Source organism: Rhodococcus pseudokoreensis, from assembly GCF_017068395.1.
Lineage (GTDB): Bacteria > Actinomycetota > Actinomycetes > Mycobacteriales > Mycobacteriaceae > Rhodococcus_F > Rhodococcus_F pseudokoreensis.
The window spans coordinates 8,367,993-8,384,055 of sequence record NZ_CP070619.1 but is presented as its reverse complement, the minus strand read 5'-3'; the positions used below and the strand labels follow the sequence as shown (position 1 = coordinate 8,384,055).

Annotated in this window: 16 protein-coding genes; 6 read left to right on the top strand and 10 right to left on the bottom strand. The window is 67.5% G+C overall.

All coding sequences use genetic code 11. The annotated features are described in order from the left end of the window. Nucleotides 1-104 precede the first annotated feature (104 nt). The 3 genes from JWS13_RS43630 to JWS13_RS45795 all read right to left on the bottom strand — a co-directional run bounded on the left by JWS13_RS43630 (nucleotide 105) and on the right by JWS13_RS45795 (nucleotide 1,902). On the bottom strand, nucleotides 105-1,070 hold the full coding sequence (locus tag JWS13_RS43630) for a nucleoside hydrolase (protein WP_206011275.1): 966 nt from the start codon (nucleotides 1,068-1,070) through the stop codon (nucleotides 105-107). A gap of 96 nt (nucleotides 1,071-1,166) precedes the next feature. Then, complete coding sequence (locus JWS13_RS43625; RefSeq protein WP_206011274.1) at nucleotides 1,167-1,532, bottom strand: DsrE family protein; 366 nt, start codon at nucleotides 1,530-1,532, stop codon at nucleotides 1,167-1,169. 91 nt (nucleotides 1,533-1,623) lie between these two features. Beyond that, nucleotides 1,624-1,902 carry a hypothetical protein gene (locus JWS13_RS45795; RefSeq protein ID WP_241032543.1) on the bottom strand — a complete coding sequence of 93 codons (279 nt, stop codon included), beginning with the start codon at nucleotides 1,900-1,902 and terminating at the stop codon, nucleotides 1,624-1,626. Nucleotides 1,903-1,938: 36 nt separating this feature from the next. On the opposite strand from JWS13_RS45795, the gene JWS13_RS43620 reads away from it, so the two are divergent. After that, the gene (locus JWS13_RS43620) at nucleotides 1,939-2,547 is read left to right on the top strand and encodes a poly-gamma-glutamate hydrolase family protein (RefSeq protein ID WP_241032542.1); all 609 of its coding nucleotides are present in this window, start codon (nucleotides 1,939-1,941) and stop codon (nucleotides 2,545-2,547) included. A gap of 42 nt (nucleotides 2,548-2,589) precedes the next feature. Here the strand turns inward: JWS13_RS43620 and JWS13_RS43615 are convergent, their stop codons facing one another. The 5 genes from JWS13_RS43615 to JWS13_RS43595 form a co-directional block, all read right to left on the bottom strand. Continuing rightward, nucleotides 2,590-3,840 carry a serine/threonine-protein kinase gene (locus JWS13_RS43615; protein ID WP_206011272.1) on the bottom strand — a complete coding sequence of 417 codons (1,251 nt, stop codon included), beginning with the start codon at nucleotides 3,838-3,840 and terminating at the stop codon, nucleotides 2,590-2,592. 133 nt (nucleotides 3,841-3,973) lie between these two features. Continuing rightward, complete coding sequence (locus tag JWS13_RS43610) at nucleotides 3,974-4,468, bottom strand: hypothetical protein (protein WP_206011271.1); 495 nt, start codon at nucleotides 4,466-4,468, stop codon at nucleotides 3,974-3,976. 154 nt (nucleotides 4,469-4,622) lie between these two features. Beyond that, nucleotides 4,623-5,012, bottom strand: a complete 390-nt coding sequence (locus tag JWS13_RS43605) for a hypothetical protein (protein ID WP_206011945.1) — start codon at nucleotides 5,010-5,012, stop codon at nucleotides 4,623-4,625. Nucleotides 5,013-5,146: 134 nt separating this feature from the next. Next, nucleotides 5,147-8,179: a serine/threonine-protein kinase gene (locus JWS13_RS43600; RefSeq protein WP_206011270.1), complete on the bottom strand. Its 3,033-nt coding sequence runs from the start codon at nucleotides 8,177-8,179 to the stop codon at nucleotides 5,147-5,149. Between the two features lie 234 nt (nucleotides 8,180-8,413). After that, nucleotides 8,414-9,838: a sensor domain-containing diguanylate cyclase gene (locus JWS13_RS43595; RefSeq protein ID WP_206011269.1), complete on the bottom strand. Its 1,425-nt coding sequence runs from the start codon at nucleotides 9,836-9,838 to the stop codon at nucleotides 8,414-8,416. A gap of 188 nt (nucleotides 9,839-10,026) precedes the next feature. Here JWS13_RS43595 and JWS13_RS43590 point away from each other — a divergent pair, with 188 nt between their 5' ends. Together JWS13_RS43590 and JWS13_RS43585 are read left to right on the top strand one after the other, a co-directional pair. Next, entirely contained in the window at nucleotides 10,027-10,509 is a 483-nt protein-coding gene (locus JWS13_RS43590) for a hypothetical protein (protein WP_192581970.1), read from the top strand. A 79-nt stretch (nucleotides 10,510-10,588) separates the two neighbouring features. Further along, complete coding sequence (locus JWS13_RS43585) at nucleotides 10,589-10,801, top strand: TOBE domain-containing protein (RefSeq protein ID WP_206011268.1); 213 nt, start codon at nucleotides 10,589-10,591, stop codon at nucleotides 10,799-10,801. Between the two features lie 41 nt (nucleotides 10,802-10,842). On the opposite strand, the gene JWS13_RS43580 is transcribed toward JWS13_RS43585, so the two are convergent. Further along, nucleotides 10,843-12,120 carry a sensor histidine kinase gene (locus JWS13_RS43580; RefSeq protein WP_206011267.1) on the bottom strand — a complete coding sequence of 426 codons (1,278 nt, stop codon included), beginning with the start codon at nucleotides 12,118-12,120 and terminating at the stop codon, nucleotides 10,843-10,845. A 246-nt stretch (nucleotides 12,121-12,366) separates the two neighbouring features. Between JWS13_RS43580 and JWS13_RS43575 the strand changes: the two genes are divergently transcribed. The 3 genes from JWS13_RS43575 (at nucleotide 12,367) to JWS13_RS43565 (ending at nucleotide 14,957) form a co-directional block, all read left to right on the top strand. Then, entirely contained in the window at nucleotides 12,367-13,281 is a 915-nt protein-coding gene (locus tag JWS13_RS43575) for a hypothetical protein (protein WP_206011266.1), read from the top strand. A gap of 96 nt (nucleotides 13,282-13,377) precedes the next feature. Further along, nucleotides 13,378-14,574 carry a Fic family protein gene (locus JWS13_RS43570; RefSeq protein ID WP_206011265.1) on the top strand — a complete coding sequence of 399 codons (1,197 nt, stop codon included), beginning with the start codon at nucleotides 13,378-13,380 and terminating at the stop codon, nucleotides 14,572-14,574. A gap of 65 nt (nucleotides 14,575-14,639) precedes the next feature. Continuing rightward, the gene (locus tag JWS13_RS43565) at nucleotides 14,640-14,957 is read left to right on the top strand and encodes a hypothetical protein (protein ID WP_124393724.1); all 318 of its coding nucleotides are present in this window, start codon (nucleotides 14,640-14,642) and stop codon (nucleotides 14,955-14,957) included. A gap of 34 nt (nucleotides 14,958-14,991) precedes the next feature. Here JWS13_RS43565 and JWS13_RS43560 read toward each other — a convergent pair whose 3' ends face one another. After that, nucleotides 14,992-15,906 carry an exodeoxyribonuclease III gene (locus JWS13_RS43560; RefSeq protein WP_206011264.1) on the bottom strand — a complete coding sequence of 305 codons (915 nt, stop codon included), beginning with the start codon at nucleotides 15,904-15,906 and terminating at the stop codon, nucleotides 14,992-14,994. Nucleotides 15,907-16,063 lie beyond the last annotated feature (157 nt).

The following is a 16,063-nucleotide window of genomic DNA, read 5'->3' as shown; positions in this document are numbered from 1 at the left end:
GTTGTCCGGTCTGACCAGTGACGAGGTCGATCTGATCGTTGCAGAGGAACTGCATCTGCTCGATGCCACCGAATGAGGGGCAATGTCCGCCACGGCGCGTACCGTCAGCCGCTTCGGGAAATGTTTGCGTCGAGCGTAGCGGCGATCCGGTCTCTGATCGAGCGGAAATCGACGTCGGTCACGAATCGGTGCACCGGCCCCCGCGCCGGAGTGACGCCCCAGACACTTGACCGCCCGTCCACCCGGTGCACCCGGGGTTGGGCGTCGGTGGCGGACAGCACGACCGTCGGGTCGAGCATCACGGCGGCTGCGACGGAATCGTGTGAGGTGTAGATCGGGTGGTCTGCGCGGTATGTGATTGTGCAGTGCCGGTGGTAGTCCTCAGTGATGTCGCGGACGAATGTCGCGACTTTCCCCGGTGCGGAGCGAGCGACCAGGTCGGCCCAGTCCAATCCGAGTCGGCCGGTGACATTCATTCCCACCCACGTGATCGACCCCGGCGCTGCCGCGACGGCCGTGGCCGCGGCCGGATCGTGGTTGGTGTTCGTGTCGCCTTTTCCGAGGAACTGTGGTTGCACGGCGGCCTCGGCGCCTCTCCGCGAGGCTGGCCCCATTCCGCCCATGATGGTGACGGACCGGAACCGCGTGAGGATCAGTGGATCGCGTGTGACGGCGGCGGCGATGTTGGCCAGCGGTCCGAGACACAGCAGGTCCACGGCACCGGGCCGTTCTTCCGCGGCGCGGAATAGTTGCTCGACGGCGGAACCGGGCGCCGGGCCAGTGTCCGGCGGTGGCCGATGGCCGCGGTCGCCGAGTCCGTCCAGACCGTGTGCGGACGGCGTTGCGGGCGGTGGCCCGGGACGTGGCCGTCCGATACACACCGGAACGTCGCGGAGGCCGACGACGGAGAGGACTGTGAGGGCGTTCGACGCGGCCTGCGTTTCGGTGCAGTTGCCGAAGACGCTTCCGACACCGACGATCTCGATGCCGGGGTCGTGCGCGAGGGTGAGCAGGGCGAGGGCGTCGTCGACGCCGGTATCGGTGTCGACGAGTACGTGGCGATCGGTCACTGCCCGTCCCGTCCCCCGCGATCCTCGATCGGATCGGACTCGAATGCACTCGTGCGCAGTGTAACTGAATCAGCAACGCTCGCGCCCCGTGCCGGTTCAGTAGCTGAACGTGACCGCTCCTTCGTCACCGATCCACTTCCACATCGGCACCGTCCCGGCGAGTTCGGCATTGGATACCAGCGCGTCCTTGTCGAGGTGCTTGGCCTCGAAGCAGATCGGACACACCATGTAGGTGCCGCCTGCGTTCTCGAATCGTGCCGCCAGATCGGGAAGCGGCGGACAACCTTCGCAGGCAACGCCCTGAATCGTGCCCTCGAGCGCGAGCCGTACCGCTTCCTTCGTGAGAAACATCAGCGTCTGGCGCTGTTGTTCTGCCGCGCCGACCGCGACCAGAAACGCAACCGTCACCTTCTCTGCGTCCTCGAGACCGGTGGTGAGACTGACCACTGCTTTATTAGTCATGAATTCGAGTCTTCGCCGCGCGACAACTACCGACAAGGGCCCGAGGGGAGAGTATCGCGCCTAATCTGAGGTGGTGTTCGAACAGCGTCCGTTACAGCAGATTTCGATGCGGCGGAATGGCGACGGTAAGGTCACCGCTCGGCTCGAAGTCCGCCGAAGTCGCTCCACCAGCGCAAACGTCGCCGAGCATGTCGGTATTCACCCGCGCCTGCTGGCCCGGATCGGAGCCGAGCCCCGTCAGCAGGCACGGGTGAGTCACCGGGGAACGACCGCACTGTTCACACTGATACCGGACGCCGATGTAGGAGGGATCGACACCGTTCGGGTAACTGATGGTGGATGCCGTCGGATCGGCGCCGAACCGGGACACGCGGTGGTCCTCGACCTTCGGTGTATCGACCCCACCGTGTCCGAGGCAGAGGCCGAAGTCGAGGGTGAATTCATCGAGCGGCTCGAAGACGACGGGCGCCATCACCGCCTCGTGGTCCTCGCACCGCACGGCGGCGCCATCGAAAGCCACACGGATCGGCAGGCCGAACAGGTTTTTGCGGCGCTCGGATCGCGCGATTCGACACTGTGGACGTGCAAAGGGTGGCGACCGGCAGGCAACGCATACCGGGCATGGCACATTTCCTCGGGCGATCTCAGCGTGCGCAGCTTCCCGCTTCTACGTTCCCTCGGTGCACGACGATTCCAGTGGGCGGTCTCGTTCCACGGCTACAGAGGACACGACGTCCTCATCGGGGGCCGAGCACCCGCACGGCTCAAATCGGAGGTCCGCAACGCAGTCGCGAAGGCACTCGACGGAACCGGAGTCCGTGTTCGCGTAGCCGAACCCGGAGAACGATACAGCGGTGAATCCGCGTCCAACCTGGTCAACCGCCTCACCGTCGACGGTGCGGGCGGAATCCAGATCGAACAGCCCCGACCCGCGCGGACGCTGTACGGAGAAGCCATCGCTGCCGCTGTCACCGAGGTGTGTGAATCCTGGATCGCCGCCGACGCCGGGCCGTGATCGCCTCACCTGGTCGCCGATACCAACCTTCGCCGGTGCGGCTCACCCACCGGGCGCCCAGCACGGCCCGTCCGGGGGCGGCGTGTGCTCGTAGCCCGGGTAGCACGGCAGCACCTCAGGTGCGGGTGCAGGCGCGGGTGCGGGCACAGGTGCCGGAGCGGGTGGCGAGCCGGGCGGGAGACACGGTCCGTCCGGAGGCGGAGTGTGCTCGTAGCCGGGGTAGCAGGGCAGCACCTCAGGTGCGGGCGCGGGCGCGGGTGCCGGTGCGGGCACGGGCGCCGGCAGCACCGGCGGTGATTGCGGCGCCGGAGTCTCTGCCGGCGGGACTTCGTCCTGAACCGGAGCCTCCGCGGCCGGTGGCGCCTGCTCGGCGGCCGTCGGGTTCGGTCTGGCGGTCGGTGATGTGGCGGGTGCCGGCCCGGCCGCGCTGGACGCCGGCACGGGCACCACGACGTCGGGTGAGGACGATTGCGACCCGATGATCACGCCCCCGACGATTGCGACGGCGATGATCGCGGCGAGCGCGAGCCCTGCGAGCAGGAGACGGTTGCGGTCGTTCGGAGGGGTCGCCGGAGTGGGATCCGCGGCGGGCTGCGGACCCGTCGCCGCGGCACGAGCGGCGGCCGCGGCCAGGTCGCGCGGCGACCGGTAGCGCCGCGCGGGATCGGCTGCCGTTCCGCGCGCGATCACAGCCTGCATGCCGACGGGCAGCGTCGAGAACATCGACGACGGCAATTCCCGGCCGTTCGACGCGAACTGCCCGCCGGTCAGGCACTCGTACAAGACGGTGCTCAGACCGGGGACTCCCGACGCGGCACCGGGAGCCGCAGGGAGCCCGACGTCCGTGAGCTGAACCAGTCCCCCGTCCAGCACGACGACGTTCGCCGACGCCACTCCCCGCTCGACCAGCCCCGCCGCGTGCACGGCCTCCAGCCCCGACGCCAGCTGATCGACAACTCCGACGGCGCGGGATGCCTCCATCGGTCCGCCCGATTGAAGGATCGTCCGCAGGTTCGTTCCCCCGATGAGCGGAGTCGCGAGGTAGAGCCGGTTTCCGATCTGCCCGAAGTCGTGGATCGGTACCACGTGCGGGTTCCGGATGAGTGCCGCGATACCGGCTTCACGAACGAACCGATCGCAGTATTCGTCGTCCTCGGCCGCGTCCCGCGGCAACGCCCGCACCGCGACGTGCCGAGCGGTCACGGTGTCGAATGCAGCCCACACCTCGCCGTTCTCGTCCACCGACAGCGACCGGTCCAGCCGGTATCTGCCGAATAGCGCTCCAGTTTCCATTGCCACTCTCCGCCGATTCGAAATTACCGCGTCTGCGGGTCTGTGCACCTGGGACGGGCGACGCATCGGAGTGGGGCGCCCGCCTCCACCGAGATTCTAGGCGGTGGCGGCCGGCGGTTCGCGGTGGAGGCGATCAGGGCACGTCGAACGTGCCGAAGCCCGGAAGTAGCGCCTGTGGATACTCGGCCGGGGCCATCGTGCCGACGACGATTCGTCCGCTGCCGGTGGCCACGTCGATCTCGGGGCGAGGCGAATCGGTCGACCCGGCGGTTCCGATGGGGATCGTGGCCGCGCCGGTCGCGCCGGTGTTCACGTTCAGCCAGTGCACCCGCACAGCGTTCGCCTTCATGTTGTTTCCCGGTCCGGGTATGCACGTGTCCGCACTGATGGGATTCAGGACGTAACACTCGCTCACGGTGCGTAACCGCACGACTCCGGGTACCCGGCCCGTGACCGCGTCGACGGTGAAGTAGGCCGCGAGAACCGGGCTCATCCCGATCGGTGGGACCTGCAGAGTCGTCACTGTTTCCGTCGTGTCCTCGGGCGCCGCGACTGCGATGCCCTGCCCGGTCGTGGTGATCACCGCCGAGACACCGATTCCGGCGAGAATCATTCCTGCTCTACGCATCTGCACTCCCCCTACCTGCGCCGAGCCGTTCATTGCGAAGGGCCCTTCCCGCATCCTAGGGGCCGCACGGGTGTCACCGGATCGGAAGTTGCCGGATCACCGGATTCGCTGCGGCGGGCGCGATTGACCGGCGCAGCTCTCGCACGCACCGCCATCAGGCATGGATGCCGGCGCGGTCGAGTTGAGAGACTCGTTGCGGGCTCAGGTCGAGGATGACACCGATGTCACGCACCGACAGACCCGATCGGCGCAGGTGCGCCACCGCGGCCCGCGAGGCCCGCGCTGCGCATTCCTGCGCGTGGGCGGCGGACTCGACCTGCCAGTGGGCGGCGCGGGCCTCCATGAGCGCGGACGAATCTCCGATTTCGTAGTCGAGTTCCACCTCGACGTCCTCGGCCCGAACACCCCGGACAAGATGCACGGCCTCCGCCACGATCGCGCACACCTGATCGAGCCGCCGCACCTGGGTAAGCGCGCCTTCGACTCCCGGAACCTCCACCACCCACGATCCGCCGCGACGGGTGGCCGTCGCCGTCACCTTCATCACGAACCTCCCGGCCCGTATCCTGTGCGAAAATTCGCCCTCCCGACAACAAGTCTAGTCCCCCTCTACTGCGCACAACGACACGGACAGAGGACATTCAGCGTGCGCACATGGCGGACGACAACCCGTCGCCTTCACCAGAAGTCGAGTGCCTGCGCGGTCGCAGTGGACTCGGCATGCGTGGGCCGGAGCGCACCGCCGATGGCGTAGACGGTGTGCCCGACCGTCGCGACGGACATCCCGTGAGCTCCGGTGGGCATCGGCGGCAACGCCGACCAGGTCGCCGAGGCGACGTCGTAGGCCTCGACCGTCGAGAGCACCCTGGTCGGCTGTTCACCGCCGACCGCGACGATGCGGCCGTCGATGAACGCCGCCCCGAGCCCACCGCGAGGGGTCGGCATACTGGGCAGCGTCGCCCACGTCCCCGCAGCCGGATCGAAGCGTTCGACCGCGGCCGTGTTCTGATCCGACGCCAGATCGCGCCCGCCGATCGCGTAGAAGTACTTCCCGTCCGAGACGCCGGCCAGATGCTCCCGTGACGTCGGAATGTCCGCGACGGTCGTCCACTTCGTTCCGTCGAACACCTCCGTCGACGCCACCAGTTCGCCGTCCGCCTGGCCCCCGGCGACCACGATCTCGTCGCCCACCACGGCCGCGGCCCCGGCCGCCCGCGCCACGTTCAGCGGGGGCAGATCCACCCAGTTGCCGTCCCGCAGCGCGAGCACCCGGTCCGACGTCTTCCCGGTGAGATTCGGCCCTTCCGGCACCCAGCCTCCGAGGACCACCAACTCGCCGCCGTATTCGACGGCCATCGCATGATTGAGCGGGATCGGAAGATCGGGGCCTGCCTTCCAGGTGTCGATGGCCGGGTCGTTGCCCTCGACCTTCGGGGTCGACCCCACGTTGTCGAGTCCGCCGAACACCCAGATCGTCCCGTCCGCAACGGCCGTCGCGGTCTGCTGGCGGGCGATCGGAGCGTCCCTCAGCGGACGCCACGCCGGTGCCCATTGGGTCTTGCGTGGCGCGATCTGCAGCGCCTCGGAAACCGCGGTCGACTCGGCGTGCGTGGGCTTGATACCGCCGCCGACCGCGTAAACCGTGTTGCCGACTGCGCCGACCGCCATCCCGTGCCGCGGCGTACGCAGAGCAGGCAATTGCGACCACGTCCCTGCGACCACGTCGTAGGCCTCGACGGTGGACAGCACCCGGGTCGGTTCTTCACCACCGACCGCGACGATGCGGCCGTCGATGTACGCCGCCCCGAGCCCGCCGCGCGGGGTGGGCATGCCGGGCAGCGTCGCCCACGTCCCCGCGACCGGATCGAACCGTTCGACCGCGGCCGTGTTCTGATCCGACGCCAGGTCACGCCCGCCGATCGCGTAGAAGTACTTCCCGTCCGAGGCGCCGGCCAGATGCTCGCGGGGCGTCGGGATTTGCGAGACCGTCGTCCACTTCGTTCCGTCGAACATCTCCGTCGGCGCCACCAGTGCGCCGTCGGCCTGTCCGCCGGCAACTACGATCTTGTCGCCCACCACGGCTGCGGCACCGGCCGCCCGCGGCACGTTCAGAGGGGGCAGGTCGACCCATCGTCCGTCTCGCATGGCCATCACCCGGGCGGAGGCTACGGCTGTCAGGTTCTGTCCTTTCGCTTGCCATCCGCCGATGACTACGGGTTCGTCGTTGTAGGTCACGGCCATTGCATGATTGAGCGGGACGGGGAGGTCGGGACCGGCCTTCCAGGTGTCGATGGCCGGGTCGAAGCCCTCCTGCCGGGCGGACACACCATTGTCGTCCAACCCTCCGAAGACCCAGATGGTCCCATCCGCAACCGTCGTCGCCGTCTGCTGGCGGGCGACCCGGGCGTCGGCGACCGGTCGCCACGCCGTAGTCGGGTCGACGGCTGGGGGCTCGCTCGCCTCCTGGGCGGTCGGTCCCGCGGTACCGGGTCCCGATGCCTCCCGGTACACGAGGTAACCGCCACCGGCCAGCACCAGCGTCACCACCAGAGCGAGCGCGATCAGGATCCCGCGCCGCCGGGTGCGCGCCGGTCCACTGCTACCCGGCACTCCGGGCGGCGGCCACGGCGACGGACCCGTCGGCGGCCAGAACGGGCCCGAGGGGTGCGACTCCGGCTGGATCTGCTCGGTCGGTGCGAAGAATCGGCGCTGACCGTCCGAATCCTCGAACCGGATCTGACGGTAGCCACCGGTATCCGCCGCAGACGGGTGCGACTCGGCCGGCTGCGCGGGCTCCAGGGGTGCCAGCGCCATCGCGTCCGAACGCAACCCGATGTGTCGCTGGGCGGCTTGTAGTTCGTGTCCGAACTCTTCGGCGGAGGCCGGCCGAGCGAACGGATTCGATGCCATCGCCCTCTCGATGACGGCGCACACACCGTCCGGGATGCCTTGAGCGCGCAGGTCCGGCACCGTTTGGGTGCTGATCCTCACGAATTGCGCGACGAGTTCCTCGCCGGTCTTCCGCTCGAACGCCGCCCGCCCCGCGATCAGCGAAAAGATCGTGGCGCCCAGACCGTAGACGTCCGAACGCGCGGTCGGCGATTCGCCGTTGAGGACTTCCGGCGCGGTGAACGCCAGTGACCCGGTGAACCCGCCGGTGGCGGTTTCGTAACCGCCGGCGATGTGCGCAATGCCGAAATCGGTGAGCTGCGGCTCGCCGTAGTCGGTGAGCAGGACGTTCGCGGGTTTGATGTCGCGATGCAGGGTGCCCGTCCGGTGCGCCGTCTCCAGTGCACCCGCCAGCTTCACTCCGATGCTGATCGCCTCCGGCCAGGGCAGCGGACCTTCTCGGCGTATCTGCACCGCCAGCGAGTCGCGGGGGTGGTAGTGCATGACGATGTAGGGGCGACCGGACTCGGTCACGCCGACCTGCAGGATGTTGACGATGTTCGGGTGGCCGGAGAGTCCACCCATCGCGTAGCCCTCCCGCAGGAAGCGCTCGCGGTTCTCGGAGTCCAGGTCCGACGTCAGGACCTTGATCGCGACGATTCGACCGAGCGATCGCTGCAGGCAGCGGTACACGACACCGAACCCGCCCCGGCCGACCTCTTCGGCGCCCGCGAACCCGGCAGCGTCCAACTCCGCCACGATCCCGTGGCCGACTGCGCGGATCGACGCCGCCTGTGTCGCGTCCGGGTCGAATTCAGCCATCGAGCGCCTCAGTTCCATCCGACATCCACGCCGACGCGCACACCAGCCGCCGAAGACGCGAACATCTTTCTCCCACAAGGGCGAAATGCGGATTTCCCTCGTCGAGTGTCGACGGGAACCGCCTTGTCAGCAAGTATTCGACGCGTCGCGAAGCACGTCAAGATGACAATTTCCCCACCCCAGGGTGCCTATCGGTGGCCACGAATTCGTGTCACGTCGGCAATGCCGCACCGATCAGGCTCTGCCGCCGCCATGGAAGGTGTCGTCGTACAGCGCGTACCCACCCGCTCCCGCTGCCTTAGCACGATACATCGCCGAGTCCGCCCGCCGAACGAGCTCTTCACGGGTGCACTCCGGATCGGACAGCGCGACACCGATACTGGCACTGATCGGCCACTCGAGTGACCGCGCCCGGTTCAGGTCGGCGAAGCTACCGGCGATCCGGGCGGCAATCGCGACCGCCTCCGCCGCGCCCGCGACATGCTCACAGACAACCACGAATTCGTCACCACCGAGGCGGGCAACCGTATCGCCCGGGCGCACCGCCGACCGCAGATGCCGGGCGAGCACGATCAGAGCGTCGTCGCCGACCGCGTGACCGAGGCTGTCGTTGACGGTCTTGAAGTCGTCCAGATCCACCAGCAACAGCGCCACACGCGGGCCGCCACGCGGCACCGCGTCCAGCGCCTCGTCGAGCCGGCGGCGAACCAAGGTGCGGTTCGGCAATCCCGTCAGCGGGTCGTGCAAGCTCTGGTGCACCAACGCAGCCTCGGCCTCGATCCGGCGGATCGCCGCGGAGAGCACAGCTGTCACCGAGCGCAGAAAGTTCAGGTCACGGTCGGTGTATTCGCGGGGACGCAGACTGTGCGCCGTCAACACACCCCACACCGCGTCGGAACCGATCGGAACGCACACCCCGCTCTCCAGCCCGCGCCCCCTCATCCCCACCGTGGAGAACCGGGTTTCGTGAACCCGATCGGTGCACACGACCACCGACCCGTCGGCGGCGGCGTACCCGGGCTGCGATCCCGGACCCGGGGCGAACGTCTTCGGACCGGGCTCGGGTCCGCGGTAGGCGAGCACGGTGAGTTCGTCGTCGTCGGCCACTCGCGCGATCGACGAACAGTGCACACCCATCAGCGCGGCCGCCGCCCCGGCCGCCGCCGTGAGGAGTTCGTCGAGGTCTCCGCCGACGGCGAGTTGGCTCAGGTCTGCGATCGCCTGCTGCTCCCGGGCCCGGTATGCGGACTCCCCCAGTGCGCGTTGCAGCCGTTGCTCGTCGCCTTCGGCGCCGCGGCGATCCTGGGCAATCGACCCGATCACCGACGGCCCGGTCTCGGTGTATTCGAGCACGAAGGTCGAAATCAGCATCGGGATCGGCTCGCCCGTGACGAAATGGCGAAATTCCGTCAACCCGGTCCACTCGCCCCGGTCGGCCAGAGCCGACTCCACGTCACGCGCCTGCACGAGACCGACGTCGGTGAACAGCTCCGCCGTCGTCCTCGAGTACGCATGCACGGCATCACCGAATCCGAGGACGCCGACACCCGCGGGATTGACATACACGATCCGACCGGACACGAATTCGGACACGAACACCAACGCCGGACTGTGTTCGAGGACTGCGAGCAGCATCCGCGAATCCGGCAGCGACTCCATGGACACTCCCTCCGCTGCAAACCTTCCGTCCTGCACCCGCCTCGACCTCCATCCACGATAGGCGTTCCCGGAAGTGACGCCTCGAGCGTCGTCACGCCATTGTGCCGCGCCTGCCGTCTCGAGTCCCGTCCCACGCACGCGGGCGTGGGACGTTGATTCCGCCTCGATGTAGGTGCACCATCGTGGGCATGCGCAGAGCGCGTTGGCCGGCATTCGCGCCGCCGACAGCCAGTGGGACCGCAGTGCACGGTCCCACCATTCTCGCGTCCGGAACTCACCTCACCCTCGACCTCCTCGGAATTGTCGCGTTCTCGTCGGGAATCCACGTCCGTCTCGCGTTGACCGCTACGGGGCGCACCGCCGAGCGTGCACACCACGAGACACGGGTGCTGTCCGATCCTGCGGATCCCGACACCCAGTGGTCGTATCTGTCGGTGCTGCTGCAGTTGGGGTCTGTCGTGGGCGTTGCCGACCCCTATCTGCCACGGTCCGGCTCACCCCGGAAGTGGGGTGGGGTGCCCGCCTACCGCACGGAGCCGAACTACTGGCTCGGCACGTGTACGCGCCCGCACGACATCATGATCTCGGCGGGGTGGCCGGAGATCGGCCTGGGGCCGACCTGTCTGACTGCGCTCCTGGAACCCAGTCCGTCGACCGTCACATCCGACTGACTCGCGAGGTTCAACCTCACCCATTCCGGAGTGGTTCCGGCTAGCGTCGAAACCACAGGCCCCGAGACGGAGGTTCACGATGCGTTTGTCCACCCGGAACCAGCTCACCGGAACGATCACCGAGGTGACCCTCGGCAGTGTGATGGCGACCGTGAAGGTGCGTCTCGACGGAGGCGAGCAGATCGTCACCGCGTCCATCACGAAGGAGGCGGTCGAGGAACTCGGACTGCAGGCCGGCGTGACTGCAACGGTGCTCGTGAAGTCCACCGAGGTGATGCTCGGCGTCGACTGACCGACGGCCCTGGTCCGGTTCCCGCCGGCGTCGACTCGCTGTTAGAACGCCGAGATCGTGAGGGACTCGGACGCGGTCACGACCTCGAACGGCATCTCGATGTGGGCAACCGTCCCGGAGCGTGGTCCGGGGCGGATGGAGAAGCTGCCCCCGGCCGCGACGACACGGAGTTCGTGCGACGTCAGTCCGATGTGCCCTCGGCTGAGACTGCGGTCTATCGCCTCACGGGAGATACCGCACCCGTCGTCGATGACGTCGAGGACCGCATGCTCACCCGTCCGCGACAGTTCGACCCGGACGGTGCGAGCTTTCGCGTGCTTGACCACGTTGCTCAGCAATTCACGTGCCGCGCTGAACAGCACGTCATCGGCCGACGTGCGCAAGTCGTCGTCCCATTCCACCGTCTGGAGATCCACGTCGAATCCGCCACGCGCCTGGGCGGACCGGACGATGTCGCCGAGAGCGCGGGCAAGTCCGACGCGATCGAGCACCGTGGGATGAAGTTCCGAGACGGTGGCCCTCAGCAGCGACGCGGACTCGGTGAGTGCGTGGGTGATGCGATCGACGGCCTCCGGATCGGCGCCGCCGGTGAGGTCGTCGAGATCCATCTTCGCGGCCAGCACGAATTGCAGCGCCCCGTCGTGGAGTTGCTCGGACAGTGCCCGTCGTTCGCGCTGTTCGAGGCCCATCAGCTCGGCGAGCAGGGCTGTGCGGTCGTGGACGAGGTGACCGATGGTGAGCACCCTGGATCGTTGAATTCTGCTGAGCACGACTGCGCCCGCCGAGAGGATGGCAAGTGCCATCGTGCTGAGCAGGATGGACGACCACGGTTCCTCGTTCGACGCCATCGTGGCCCAACTGGCGGCGAGGAACACCAGCACCGTCGGCACGACCACCGCGGCGCACACACCCGGGCGAAGCTGAGTGCAGGCCAGTAACGGGATCACGAACAGTCCGTTGGTCAAGATGTCTGCGGTCCAACTCTGTTGCGCCGCAATACCGGTCAACAGGGTGAGGCTACCGATGACCGCAAGGTCCACGAACAGGGCGAGCCACATCGCGTTCACCGGGCCCGGACCGCCTCGACGGGTCCACAGCGCGAGCCCGACGGTCCAGAATGCGTAGCCGATCAGGATCGCCAGGCACACATTCGCATCGTTCATGGGCGGGACGAACAGCAGTGTCAGCGCAATGAAGAGCGCGAGCAGACCACGCAGTCCGAGTTGGAGGTGCGCGCCGCGATACGCGTGTTCGAGGACGATGCGTTCGAGATCCGGGCTGCCGCCGAGATCCGCGGGTAATACCGATGACTCAGCCATGGAACGGCCTCCTCGGCCGGGCGACTCCGACAGGAAGATCCGGGTACATCAACTGCTGGACCTGCGACAATGCCCCAAAATTCTAGCATCGCCGAGTTTACGAACCGCAGGATCGGCAGACCACGTCCGCTCGCCCACCACCAGCAGTGTTCGGGGCCGATCCGTCGATGCGACGCGACACCCTGGTATTCGTGGGAACATCTCAGGCGTTCGGTCCCGCGGACCGAACAGAAAGGGGTCTGACGCATGACCAGGATTCGACGGCGGTCGGCGGTGGCTCTGGCCTCGATCGCCGGTGCCATGTTTCCCCTTCTCGCTGCCTGCACCCAGGATGCGTCGTCGACCGGCGGCACGGAATCGGCTGCACCTGGCGCTTCCAGCGAGCAACCGACAGCCGAACCGGCGGTCAATGGGGTCGATGCAAATCAGTACGCGTCGAGCGATCCGACGGGCGACGCATACGGCTTCGTCACGCCGTCGGGAAAATGGCTGTGCGCGATCATACCTGCGAAGAAGCTCGCCGGATGCGCGTCGCATCCCACCGCGGGTCCTCTGGGAGTCCCGGGCACCCCGCAGATCGCGTCGCCGGACGGCGGCGCGCCGGCCGAGGCCAACCTCATCGCGGTCGAGGCGGGGAAGGAGCCGAACTTCCAGAACTGGAACCAGGCGCTCTTTCCCGGCAACGCCAATGTCCTCCCCTATGACACCACCCTCGCGATCGACGGATTCAGTTGCAATGTGCAGTTCTCGGGAGTCTCGTGCCGGGACGATGCGACGGACAAGGGCTTCACCGTCGCCACCAGCGGGTACAGATTCGAGTTCACACCGCTGCCGATGAGCATTCCCAGCGCGGGCCCACCGCCGATCGCACCCACCGCCGCGCCCCTCCCCCAGCAGGCTCGCGGATCGAATCAGTGTGGCCCCGTTACCTACCCGGAGACCGGAAAGCCCGCGACGGTGGTCATCGTGAAGGGGACACTCCGCTGCGACGAGGCGCACACGATGCTCACGAAATACTTCACCGGACGCGACAAGAGCGAACCGGAGTACAGCTTCGACGGGTGGGAATGCCGCCTCGCCGGAGACCCGGAATCGGCTCAGATCGGCTACACGATCAACTGCACCGACGGCAACGGGAACTCCGTCGTCGCGCAGCCGTAGAAGGCACGCGCACGCCCATCACCGACGTCCCGGCATGCCGGCACGACAATCGCCCATACCATCGGATATTCGCGTAACCAGTAGTATGATGGTTCGATGGCATCGGCTACCGGAGGGCAGTTATGGCCGTGCATCGCCTATGAGCAGCGCCCATGGACCAGCACTTCGGCCGACTACGGGTCTCGGCGGGAGAAGCGCCTGACTTCCGGCCCCTACCGCGCTTCGGTACCGGCATTCATCGCGGACCGGGCCCTTTTATTGAGCGGCGAACTGCAGGCATTGACAGAAGAAGCTGCTACCGAACTCGCCCGGTTCGATGTCGAGGTCGGCCACATCACCGCACCCTTCGCCTCCATCCTGCTGCGCACCGAGAGTGCGTCGAGTTCGGAGATCGAGAACCTCACCAGCGGGGCACGCCAGATTGCGCTGGCCGAACTCGGTGAGCACGCCTCCCGCAACGCGCGCCTGATCGTCGGAAACGTCCGCGCAATGCAGGCAGCGTTGGAGTTGTCCGACGCCATCGACGCCGAAGCGATTCTCCAGATGCACCACGCGCTGCTCGAAAATGGTGACCCGACCATTGCCGGTCGATGGCGCGAGCAGCAGGTCTGGATCGGCGGCGGAAATCTCGGACCGCACACCGCACAGTTCGTGCCCCCGCATCACGACCGGATTCCCGAACTGATCGACGACCTGATCGCCTTCGCCAATCGGGTCGATCTGCCCGTCATCGCTCAGATAGCGGTCGCTCATGCGCAGTTCGAAACCATCCACCCGTTTCCGGACGGCAACGGGCGCGTAGGGCGTGCGCTGATTCAGGCGATGTTTCGCGGTGGGCAGCTCACGCGCAGCGTCGCCGTCCCGGTGTCCGCAGGGCTACTTCACGACACGGGAGCGTATTTCGAGGCGCTCGGCCACTACCGGTCGGGGAACATCGAGCCGATCGTCCGCGCGATTGCGGAAGCATCATTCGGTGCGGTCGCCAACGGCCGCACACTGGTGAAGGACCTCGAGTTGGTTCGTGCCGACTGGCGCACTCGCGTCACGGCGAGGCGGGACGCGGCGGTGCACCGACTGGTGGAACTCCTTCTCCGCCAGCCGGTGGTCGACAACAAACTGGTCATGTCTGCGCTCGCGGTGACCGGCGCCAACGCGCAGATCGCCATCGATCGTTTGGTCGACGCGGAGATTCTCACCCAGATCACCGACGGACGACGGAACCGGATCTGGCAAGCGAAGGACATCGTTCGTGTGCTGGACGAGTTCGCCGCCCGCGCCAAACGCCGCCGATAGTGCGGTCAGATCCGGGCCCGATGAAGTCCCAGCGAGACTCGTCGCCCGATGTCTACGCTGACGCCATGCACCCACCGAATGACCAGGCCGGTACCTGGGAAGGTTCGTGGCTCGCGGCGATGACGGTAATCAAGAGCGCTCAGCGGGTGTTCACACCGGAGAACCGCCCGCCTTCCGAGCTCATCCCGCTCGTCGAACCCCTGAGTCGGCTGGGCGATGCGCTGCGGGCAACACCGCCCGACCCCGAGGAGTCGCGTCGTCGCGCGGCCGACCTGGTCGCCGATCGAGACCTGATCACCTGGGCTTGTCGGCCGGACCAGCCCAGCGAAATCCGGAAATTCGGGTTCACCTTGGCCTTCCTGTCCATGAAGCTGACCACCTGAGCCTCGATCCCGCCTACGCGGCAACCCGAACAGCTCAGAAGTCGTAATCGACGACGACCGGCGCGTGATCGCTCATCCGGCGATCCGCCGCCGGGTCCCGGTCGGTGCCGGCTGTCACCGCAGCCCGCGCCAGTTGCGGCGTCGCGAGGTGGTAGTCGATGCGCCAGCCGACGTCGTTCACGAACGACTGTCCCAGCCACGACCACCACGAGTACGGACCGTCGACGTCCGGATGGTGTCGCCGGACGACATCGACGAGGGTGCGCGGCGACACGATGGAGTCGAACCACTCGCGCTCTTCCGGCAGATAGCCCTCGGCCTGATTGCTGCGCCGCCAGTTCCGAACGTCGTATCGGGTGTGCGCAATGTTGAGGTCACCCATCAACAGCAGTTCCCTGCCCCGTGCGCGAGCCGTGCGGCGCGAGCGGGTCAGCTGGCGCGCAAACGCGGACAGAAAACGCATCTTGCGGTCGTAGCGGGCGCCCCCGTCGGGTGCCTCCCGCATCCGCCCGGGCTTCTGGAGATGGGCGGGCAGTCCGCCCTTCGGCAGATACATCGAGACGACGGTGATCGGGGACTCGGCGAGGTCGACCTCGATGTACCGGCCATGGTTCGCGAACTCCCCCAGCCCCCGAGCCAACGGATCCGGATCCAGTTCGACTCTCTCGATGTGCGTTTCACCCGGCGCCTGTACCAGCGCCGTACCGCTCCACGTCCGGACCGCGACGGGCGCGCACCGGGTGAGGATCGCGACACCGTTGCGCCCGGCGAACTCGCCCTCGTCGTATGCGAGGTGATACCGGCCGAACACCCCCCGTGGGATGGCGGCGGCACGAGCGCGGACCTCCTGCAGCGCGACGACGTCGGGTTCACGCTCGCCCAGCCACTCCTCGAAGCCGCGCCGCTGCGCCGCGCGGATCCCGTTGATGTTGAAGGTCGCGATTCGCACGGGACACAGTGTAAGGATCCGTCCCACTCCGCCCGCACTCCGGCGGGATGGTCGCCCGCCCGCACGCGGGTTTCGCTGAGTTGGCCGATTTGTGTGTGAACTCGAGTACTGATTGCTAGCGTTCGCGTAGTCGAGTCCACGGCGGGGGGAGTTCGTG